This is a genomic window from Paenibacillus barengoltzii NBRC 101215, from assembly GCF_004000745.1.
GTDB lineage: Bacteria > Bacillota > Bacilli > Paenibacillales > Paenibacillaceae > Fontibacillus > Fontibacillus barengoltzii.
Genome location: NZ_BILV01000019.1, coordinates 1 through 9322 on the forward strand (window position 1 = coordinate 1; position 9322 = coordinate 9322).

A 9322-nucleotide genomic window follows, 5' to 3' on the forward strand; every position below is an offset into this window, starting at 1 on the left:
TCTAATTTCAGTTTTATTGTAACATTAACTTGATTAATGTAACGCAAAAAGTGCTTGCAAGCATTGAATTGTGCAGATTCGTTACACGTTACAAGATCTAAAGTAAATTATCAAAATTTTTCTTCTCCTTTGTTTAGTTATATAGGTCCGTTCATATAATACTTAATGCAATCTAAATTAAAAGGAGATAGAAAATATGAAAATCATAAAATCTAGAACGAACAAAAGTACAGTTGAAGCGCTAAATCTGCTAGAAGCAGCTACAGAAAAGCTATTTCCAGCACAAGACTATGTAAATAATTCATTAGTCTATGGATATCTAACCAACAATAAAAAAGATTGGTTATTTCTGACGAGCAACAGCAATTTCCAAGTTGAATTATTAAATGAAAATGATGCAAAAACAAGGTTCAATATAGGCGAGATTCGTAAAACTTCCCCAATTCAAGAATTGTCACCAACAATCATTAAACAATGCTACGAGTCCAGCCACATAGTGAATACAAGACTTTTGGTTGATAAACTGGCATCATATATTTCAGAATTTGTTTATTTAGATGATGATCGTTTATACGATTTCTTAGCAATATGGATTATGGGTACATACCACTTTAGATGCTTTACTTATTATCCTTACATTTGGCTTAATGCTGAAAAGGGAAGCGGCAAATCAACATTGTTAACTTTATTGAGTAAACTGTCTTTCAATGGGTTATTACTAGATGCAGCCTCTTCTACAGCTTCACTTTATCGTTTAATTGAAACGTCATCACCAACATTGTTTATTGATGAATTTGAAATGTTAGAAAAAACAAAGGCAACTGATCTAGGCAGTATTTTAAGAGCAGGATTTCATACAGATAGTAAGCTTGCAAAGAGTAAACGGAATAATGATGACTTTGAACCAGAAATGTTTCATGTTTATTGTCCAAAAGCTCTTGCTAGTATTAATGAAATTCAAGATACCCTTAAAGAGCGTTGCATTACTATAAGAATGCTTAAAAAGCCAAAGAATGTAGAGAGACGTAAATTTTATCCAAATGAAGAGAAGAAGAGTATTCAGAAGCTAAAAGAAATGCTGTATCTTTACGGTCTTACACATGCTTCTGAAATTTCAGCAAAATATGTAGGAAGAAGCTGGAATATAACTTTACCAGAGACCATAACTGACAGGGAAAAAGACTTATGGTTTCCACTTACAACAATGGCATTTCATATTGATTTAGAATATGCAACATCTTACACAGACGAACTTCATGATCTTATGAATAAAAGCTCTGAAGAAAGAAAATATGACAATTACCTTGAGCATGATGGTACTAAATTAATTATTTTCTTATACAGACTTGTTACAAGAGTTAGGCCAGATATTGAAAAAGATAATTATTCATGGTATTCAAATGATTCAATATATCAGTTTTATGCAGATCATCAAAATAGAGATATCTCTGAGCATGTAAATAAAAATACTTTAGGTAAAAAGTTATCCAAACTTAATTTACAACAAAAAACCATGAATTATGGAAAAACAAAACGATACTATCAACTTGATACTGATGTTATTAACCAATTAGCAGAACGTTATGATATTAAAGATGAATATTTAGAAATGTAACGTGTAACATGTAAATTTTTAATTTGGATATAATATTTGGAAATTTTTATTTGTTACACAAATAAATGAATCGGTGATGGAAACATCACCGATATATCTTTTATTCTGAAATCTTCTTTAGAAGATAAAGAATAAAAGAAAATCTCTATCTACCTACCCCCTATAATCCCCCTTCCTTCTTTTTCAAGATTGTTAATTTCAAATACCTTTTACTATTTTTTTACTCAACCAACAAGTATTGTGACAGCATGACTAGCTATTATGATAGGCGTAGATAAGCCCTAGAAGCTATTAAATATTCAAACGATAAATTATTCGTAATTGAGTAGTTAAGCTACCCAAGATTAAAATAGAAGCTTCTGACACATCATGAAAATGATAGGTCAAACTGTATTTATTATATATAACACAAAAACCAGTCAATCGACTGGTTTATTTGCGTTTCTTTTCATTAGCACTATTGTTAAATTTGACATTCTTCAAAGCATATTCTAGTGCCATATTAATTAATTCATTTCTGGAACGATCACTTTTAAGAGCAAGCTCATCTAAACTATCAGCTATTGCTTTATCTACACGAATCGTTATCGTAACGGACTTTTCTTTTGGTGTCACAATAAAATCGTCATTATTCATTTGCGTTCACCTCTTATACCAGTATAGAAATAATAAGAAGCGCTATACAGAGTACATTTTGCAATCATTTATGATTACAATAAGTGTTTAATTGTGGTAAAATAATTCCAAAACAGTAGGTGATTACATATGGCATCAATTCAATCATTAACTCTAGAAGTGAAAAAACATTTAGAATCAGAAGAGAAACTTATTTGTGTTGCTTTTGGCAGCTATACTGGTAAATCACTAGGTCAAGAAGCAATCAGAAGCGGTGTTTTTGCAGCAACTAACAAGAGAGTGATTTTTTACGGAAAAAGTTTGCAGGATATGAAATGGAAGTCTTTCCGTATTCAACAATCAGTTCGGTTGAAATTAGCAAAGGCTTTTTTACTGGTTATACAATTACGATTTTTGCTTCTGGAAATAAGGCAACTATGAAGTGGATTGCAAAGGGAGAACCAGAACAATTTGTGAAGGAAGTCAGAAAACGAATAGGTAAGAAAGATATGACTGGAAGCTCTAACGATGTATATGATCAAATTGAAAAGCTTGCAGTTCTAAAAGATAAAAAGCTGATTACTGCTTCTGAGTATGAAGATAAAAAAGCACAACTATTGAAAAGAATTTAACACTGAGGTGAACAATGAAAAAAAGAGTCTGGATAGCAACAATTATGCTTTTTCTCATCGTAGCTAATGTTACATTAGTAGTCGTTTTTTACGATACACTATTTGGAGGTTCAAGTAAAAACAGCACAGTAGTGACCAGCAAGGATGATAAAATTATCCAAACCACAGATAAGCATCCTTTAGAACACCTAGAGATTAATCAAAAAATATCGAATGAATTTAATGAATATATTCTGACAGACTATAAATCAAAATCTACAATGAATGTCATGATTGATAAAATTATTGTCTCAAAACAAGGCGAAGATATTGTAGTGAATGGAATAATTAAGAATGACTCAAATATTGAACTTCAATGGATTTTAATGCATATCAACTTATATAATGACGCCGGACGTAAACTTGACTATATTCCGTATACAGTTATTTATGCAGAGAATGGTGACAAGCCATTAAAGCTTGGAGAGTCAATTAATATAAGTCATGTGTTTGAAGATGCACTTAAAATTGTGAGTGATGCAAATGAATGGAATGGTAGCTTTACGATAGATGTACTAACTACAAAATAAAATGTACGCGTCAAAACCCGCACAGTAAGATAAGTTTCAACTAATGTTAAGGAGTTGGAACAATGGCCACAAAAGATGAGTTAATCAAAGTATATATTGATACTGTTAAAGAGAAGAACCTTTTATTAGAGAAACAGCATCATGCACCATTACAGAATGAGGACATGCAAAATTTGATCTATTTGGATAACAAACTAAATCAACTAATTGGCAAGATGATTGACACAGGATTGATTGAAGTAGAGATCGTAGAGGGTTAGCAATTGTATATTGAGCAGCCTTATACCTAACAAGTCATACTAAACAAAAGTGATACTACAAGTAGTTAAATAAGAAACTATATGTAGTATCACTTTTGTTAATAGAGATGTACTAGATAAACCTACTATGTAAAGAGGTGAGAAGATGAATCTTGAATATATTCATGGCAATAGTGAAGTCTACAAATTCGTGCTTACTTATTTTTATCAATATCACCCTACACCAATACATCTTAGTAACTGGATGCAATCTATAGCTAATCAAAATAAAGGTCTTGCTAATCCACTTTTAGATGTTACCAACAAGATGCAAGGTTACGAATTAGAAATGATAAATGCTACACATGCCATTCTTACAGCAAAAGGAATTGAAGCAGCAAAACAAATAACAAAGAAGAAGAATTGTGATTAAATACTCTCACAGTCCTTATTCTTTTAATAACCCTATACAATCTTGCTAATAATGACGTGGTATTAAGCTGCTTTTTTGTCCAAGTAATTCTAATTATTTGGACAATAAATCTTATCTAGAAACTCCACCACCAGATATAAACTCTATTATCTCTCCAAATAGAAACGTAGCAGATTTACCACTAAGAGTTAAGCAAAAATCATCAATATTCATTTTTACGAGTTTACCACTCCTAGAATTAAATAATGCAACATTGTTAATTTGGTACTGTTTTGTAGCATAATTTAATGCACTGTATGTTAGTAATTGTTTGCAGTCCTGAATTCTGAAATTTCTATTTACCATTTTTATTTCATATAGAGTATCATCAGCTATAATATCTCCATAACAATTATTTAAGTAACCGCATCCTTTAAAGGCAGGGTTAGTTACAATTTGATTATTATAGTTAGAAGAAAAAAATTTATATAGCCTTTGAGCTAATATCATTGTTTCTTCATATTCTATAACATTTAATGGTAATGTTATTTCAGAATCATCAGAGTCCAATTCACAAAATCTCTTTATATACTCTGGTTCAATTAACTTGTAAGTTTCAAAAGTAAATTGATCTTCCTGGTATTGTTTATTTGCAAAACATACATAAATTTGAAAACTAACGTAACTTATGAAAGATCGTCTTCTTCCAGTAATTCCACTGTTCAGATACTCATATTCTTTTGTGTAAAGTTCATCATTAATTTTTTTTAGAAATAAACTACTAGTAGGTAAGATACTCTTCCAAAAAAAACTGAAATTAAAGATAAATTCCTTTTCACTAATCATATAGGAAGCTTCCACCCTTTAGTTTGAATTTTCTTTGCGACCCAATTACGATACAATATAAAGATTGGAGAGAACTCTTCTTTAAAATGATCTCTCCAATGTTTGCCTTCATCACCTAAGTAATACGAAGCCATTATAAATCCACGTTTTTCCCAAACATCCAAGCTATGATAACGATTTTTTAAATCAGAAAGCCAAAAATCTGATCCCCACTTAGCCATAATTAAAATGATATCTCTTTTGATTAGTCTGCTCTCTGTATTTCTATAAACAGTAATTAATAAATCTTCGTTCTCATCACTATACTTATGTGATAGAACTCTTAGAGCATATGCTATATTTAGTTCTACTTGCATAATAAATGTCTTATCCTCTATATGTCGTTGTAGTAGTGTACAGATATCATTTTGAAGTTCTTCATTTAACTCATCAAATAAATCATTAATTAGAATCATAACATTAGGAAAGACAGGAACGAGTAGTTCTAAGTTTTCTGTAAGAGCTCTTATTGTAGAATTTTTAGAATCTATATCAAGATACTTTATAGCACTTATTAACTTTTTCATTGTAGGAGAATGAATTCGACTTTTATTGAGTTCGTCGCTTAAAATACCAATAATATCAAGCTTATCAATTTGACTTTTTAAACTATCATAGTCTTCTCTAGCTGTTAATGAATAAGGATCATATTTTAACTTAATGGAAAATAAATTGTGTCTAGATGGGTTTTCTTGATCTTCGCCCTGAATGTTATACTTCGTAGATGAAATAAATTCTTCAGAGCTAATTATTCTAGTTTTGGATTTTTGTAAAGATAGTCCTTCATTTTCCATGAGAATTTTTGATAAATATAAAAGATGTTCGTATAATTCATTTTCTGTATTAGCAAAGATATGATAATCATCGACATACCTACAGAACTCTATGGACTTAGATCGCAGTAATTTATCCGTTCTATTAAGGAGTAATTCGGCAAGGATTCTAGCTGCTTGTCCTCCAATAGGAAGACCGTAAGATTTAATGTTAGAAAATCTCTGAAGTAACTCCATAATATTTTTTTCTATTCGTTTATCTTGGATATCAAGTTTAGCTAAAGAATTTTCTAAACGATGATGATACACATTTGAATAAAAATGAGATAAGTCACATATTAGTACATACTTATATTGGTATGCTCGCTTAATTGATGTTTCTTGAAATTGTAGCCATCCATAATTATTATCAAATATAGTCTTCTCAGTTTCATTAAGCTGAATTCTATAAGAAAAAACCTTATCCTTATCTTTAGGTATTCTAGCTTCCTCAATCTTATCTGAAATTGAAAGTACTAGACCTAATAAGTAAGCATTCCATATAGGGTCAATTTGAGTAGCCCACCGGAATCCAGTATATCCAGAGGGAGCTAGCATACTTTCGTTTTGCGGTGAGTTATCAACTACGAAATTATCAAAATCAGCAAAAATATCTAATAATAAAGAAACAGTTTCATCTTTTAAGTCATAAAACAAATGATTTTCAATAGGGAAAGGAAAAATATCAGTATCACCAAATTTGATAATGTTTTCAACTGCAAATTCAAAAAACTTTTTCATATTAACCTCCCGTAGTTTATACTGTGTACAATTTTTATTCATTTTAATACTATTAATTCAAACGTTTTTAGTGGGTGAATAAGAATGAAAAAGATAGATAAAGTAGTTGGTTACGTGCGTATTAGCTCAGAGACTCAAAAAGATAATACTTCAGTAGCAGAACAAAAGAAGCGTATTTATGCCTATTGTACCAGCCAAAACTGGAAATTAAAAGAAGTGTTTGTCGATGAAGCAAAATCAGGCTCTAAAATTGACGAAAGAGTCCAATATGCTAAAATGCTTGAATTTGCTCAAGACAAAGGTAACGAAATTGATGCAATTGTCGTTTTTAAATCAGATAGAATACATCGTCACTTAAAGAACTTACTCATTATGATTGAAGATGATTTACAACCTCACAATGTCGCTTTTATTAGCGTCTCTGAAAACTTCGATACATCTACACCACAAGGAATGCTTACACTTCAAATGCTAGGTAGCTTTGCAGAATTTGAGCGTAATCTTATAAACGAAAGAACTCGCTCAGGTCGTATAGTTACAGCAAAGTCAGGCAAGTATGCAGGTGGAAAAGTTCCTTATGGCTACACAATTCATAATGGAAATTTTATTGTAAATGAGTATGAAGCGGAAATTGTTCGTCAGATGTTCCAGATGTACTCTGAGGGCAAAAGTTATGCTTATATTGCAAAATACATTAACTCATTACAAAAACAGTCTGAGAGCGATTCTAGAAGCTCTGAGCATCATAAAATATGGTCAAGGACTTCAATATGTTATATATTGCGAAACACCGCTTATATTGGACTACTCACTTATGATGGCAAAAAAGAAAAGAATCAAATTACAGTTAAAGCTTCGATTCCTGCAATAGTTTCTAAACAGTTATTTAATAAAGTACAAGCACTTAGGGAACAAAAAAGAAAATACCAGATTAATACCTCAGATCATTATTCAGTCAAGTAACTGAATGATCTGGGGTTTTCTATTAGATTTAGGTCAAACTTCTTATTAAATATTATTTAAGATTTCAAGCTGGCTAATATAATTATCGATACGCTCAAAATATTAAAAGGAAGTGTTCATATGAAAATAGAAAAGGTCGCTATATATATTCGTGTAAGTACTGAGGAGCAAGCAAAAGAAGGCTACAGTCTTGAAGCCCAAGAAGAAACGCTCAAGAAATACTGTGACACCTATAATTACTCAATTGCTGGAAAATATATTGATGATGGAAAAAGCGGGAAGAATACAGATCGCCCTGCACTACAAGAACTACTAAAGGACTGCACTAAAGGTAAGTTTGACATCGTATTAGTTTGGAAAATTTCTAGGCTCTCCAGAAACCTGAAAGATCTACTTGTTCTGGTTGAGCATTTTGAACAGTTCGGCATTAGCTTTAGCAGTTTTAGTGAAAAATTTGATACTAGCTCAGCAGTAGGGAAATTAACCTTACAAGTACTGGGCAGTATTGCAGAATTTGAACGTAATACCACTATTGATAACGTGAAATTAGGCATGGCACAAGTTGCAAGATCAGGAAGATGGAATGGTGGAAAAGTTCTTGGATATGACAACGTTAATAAAGAGTTGATTGTTAATAACGAAGAAGCAAAAATAGTTCAAATGATTTTTAATATGTATGTTAATGGTAATGGGTGTGTCAAAATTAGAGACACTTTAAATCAGCTAAATCTCAAAACTAAAACTGGGAAATCATTCACACCAATTGCAGTTAAAACTATTCTTAATAATCCTGTTTATAAAGGCTACATTCGCTATGGAAGAACTACAAACTATGATCATAGTGAAAAACGTAAGAAGGAAACCGATTATGTACTAGTTAAAGGCATTCATCAAGCTATTATTGACGAAGAAACTTATGAAAATGCTCAAATCATTACTGAACAAAATCGTTTTCAAACAAGAAGAATGCCTTCAAATCCACACATGCTTTCTGGATTATTGAAATGTCCTGGATGTGGGGGTAGAATGAATTATCAACCAACAGGACAACGTAAGAAAAACAACACTCATGGGGGTTACTACAAATGTAGTTCTTATGTTAATAAAAGAGAATGTAGTCCAAATAATGTGAGAGCAAAATTTATAGAACAAGAAGTTTTGTTACGCATTAAACATATCATCTCTAATGAAAGAATTATTGATGATGTCGTAAAAGAATTGAATTCAAACAATAATATTGATTCTGGATTAATTCATAAACAACTAAGTGTTACTGAAAAAGAGATTGCTAAACTTAATTCTAGATTAAATGAAATTAAACAAGAATTTGTTCTAAAGGAGATCACATATGATGACTACAAGGAATTCAAATCATTAATAGAACAGAGCTTAATAGAATTGACTACAAAGAGGCAAGAAATGGAGTTGGAGCTTGTCAAAGCATTAAATACATCGTTTAATGCTAATGAAATTCGTTTTGTACTAGATAACTTTGACAAGCTAATGGAAAATGCAGATGCACAGCTAAAAAAACAGCTAATGGAATCACTGATAGAGTGCATCAAGCTCAATCCAGACAAAACTTTAAAAAGTATTGAGTTCAAATTTGAAGTGCCAAATCAGCATGTCACTGAGGAGCAGGATAAAAACGTTATACTCACTTATGATACGGTTCCCCCCGATTGATCTTCACCGCGCGATAAATCTGCTCGGTGAGCACCAGGCGCATGAGCTGGTGGGGCAGCGTCATGCGCCCGAACGACAGCCGCTGCTGCGCACGGCGGAGTACCGCATCGGCGAGCCCGTGGCTCCCGCCGATGACGAACACGACATGGCTCC

The 9322-nt window shown here is 31.8% G+C and carries 12 protein-coding genes; 8 read left to right on the forward strand and 4 right to left on the reverse strand.

Translation table 11 applies throughout. The features are described 5' to 3' along the window. The first annotated feature begins 196 nt into the window (after positions 1-196). Complete coding sequence (locus PBA01S_RS07730) at positions 197-1615, forward strand: hypothetical protein (RefSeq protein ID WP_127575726.1); 1419 nt, start codon at positions 197-199, stop codon at positions 1613-1615. 432 nt (positions 1616-2047) lie between these two features. Here the strand turns inward: PBA01S_RS07730 and PBA01S_RS07735 are convergent, their stop codons facing one another. Then, positions 2048-2251: a CopG family ribbon-helix-helix protein gene (locus tag PBA01S_RS07735; RefSeq protein WP_127575727.1), complete on the reverse strand. Its 204-nt coding sequence runs from the start codon at positions 2249-2251 to the stop codon at positions 2048-2050. A 129-nt stretch (positions 2252-2380) separates the two neighbouring features. Between PBA01S_RS07735 and PBA01S_RS22730 the strand changes: the two genes are divergently transcribed. The 5 genes from PBA01S_RS22730 (at position 2381) to PBA01S_RS07755 (ending at position 4103) form a co-directional block, all read left to right on the forward strand. Beyond that, positions 2381-2671 carry a hypothetical protein gene (locus PBA01S_RS22730; RefSeq protein WP_164744118.1) on the forward strand — a complete coding sequence of 97 codons (291 nt, stop codon included), beginning with the start codon at positions 2381-2383 and terminating at the stop codon, positions 2669-2671. Further along, the gene (locus tag PBA01S_RS07740; RefSeq protein WP_127575728.1) at positions 2566-2862 is read left to right on the forward strand and encodes an SHOCT domain-containing protein; all 297 of its coding nucleotides are present in this window, start codon (positions 2566-2568) and stop codon (positions 2860-2862) included. Before PBA01S_RS22730 ends, PBA01S_RS07740 begins: the two co-directional genes overlap by 106 nt. Before the next feature lie 14 nt (positions 2863-2876). Continuing rightward, complete coding sequence (locus tag PBA01S_RS07745) at positions 2877-3431, forward strand: hypothetical protein (protein ID WP_127575729.1); 555 nt, start codon at positions 2877-2879, stop codon at positions 3429-3431. A gap of 62 nt (positions 3432-3493) precedes the next feature. After that, positions 3494-3691, forward strand: a complete 198-nt coding sequence (locus tag PBA01S_RS07750) for a hypothetical protein (protein ID WP_127575730.1) — start codon at positions 3494-3496, stop codon at positions 3689-3691. A 145-nt stretch (positions 3692-3836) separates the two neighbouring features. After that, a complete protein-coding gene (locus tag PBA01S_RS07755; protein ID WP_127575731.1) occupies positions 3837-4103 on the forward strand; it encodes a hypothetical protein in 267 nt (88 codons plus the stop codon). A gap of 111 nt (positions 4104-4214) precedes the next feature. On the opposite strand, the gene PBA01S_RS07760 is transcribed toward PBA01S_RS07755, so the two are convergent. Both PBA01S_RS07760 and PBA01S_RS07765 read right to left on the reverse strand, forming a co-directional pair. Continuing rightward, complete coding sequence (locus tag PBA01S_RS07760; protein WP_127575732.1) at positions 4215-4928, reverse strand: hypothetical protein; 714 nt, start codon at positions 4926-4928, stop codon at positions 4215-4217. Continuing rightward, positions 4925-6520 carry an RNA-directed DNA polymerase gene (locus PBA01S_RS07765; protein WP_164744119.1) on the reverse strand — a complete coding sequence of 532 codons (1596 nt, stop codon included), beginning with the start codon at positions 6518-6520 and terminating at the stop codon, positions 4925-4927. Before PBA01S_RS07765 ends, PBA01S_RS07760 begins: the two co-directional genes overlap by 4 nt. Before the next feature lie 84 nt (positions 6521-6604). Here PBA01S_RS07765 and PBA01S_RS07770 point away from each other — a divergent pair, with 84 nt between their 5' ends. Together PBA01S_RS07770 and PBA01S_RS07775 are read left to right on the forward strand one after the other, a co-directional pair. Continuing rightward, complete coding sequence (locus PBA01S_RS07770) at positions 6605-7483, forward strand: recombinase family protein (protein WP_127575734.1); 879 nt, start codon at positions 6605-6607, stop codon at positions 7481-7483. 120 nt (positions 7484-7603) lie between these two features. Beyond that, positions 7604-9169 carry a recombinase family protein gene (locus tag PBA01S_RS07775; protein WP_127575735.1) on the forward strand — a complete coding sequence of 522 codons (1566 nt, stop codon included), beginning with the start codon at positions 7604-7606 and terminating at the stop codon, positions 9167-9169. Here PBA01S_RS07775 and PBA01S_RS07780 read toward each other — a convergent pair. Next, on the reverse strand, positions 9141-9322 hold a 182-nt coding region (locus PBA01S_RS07780; RefSeq protein ID WP_164744120.1), incomplete at its 5' end, for a 23S rRNA (pseudouridine(1915)-N(3))-methyltransferase RlmH. The genes PBA01S_RS07775 and PBA01S_RS07780 overlap by 29 nt on opposite strands.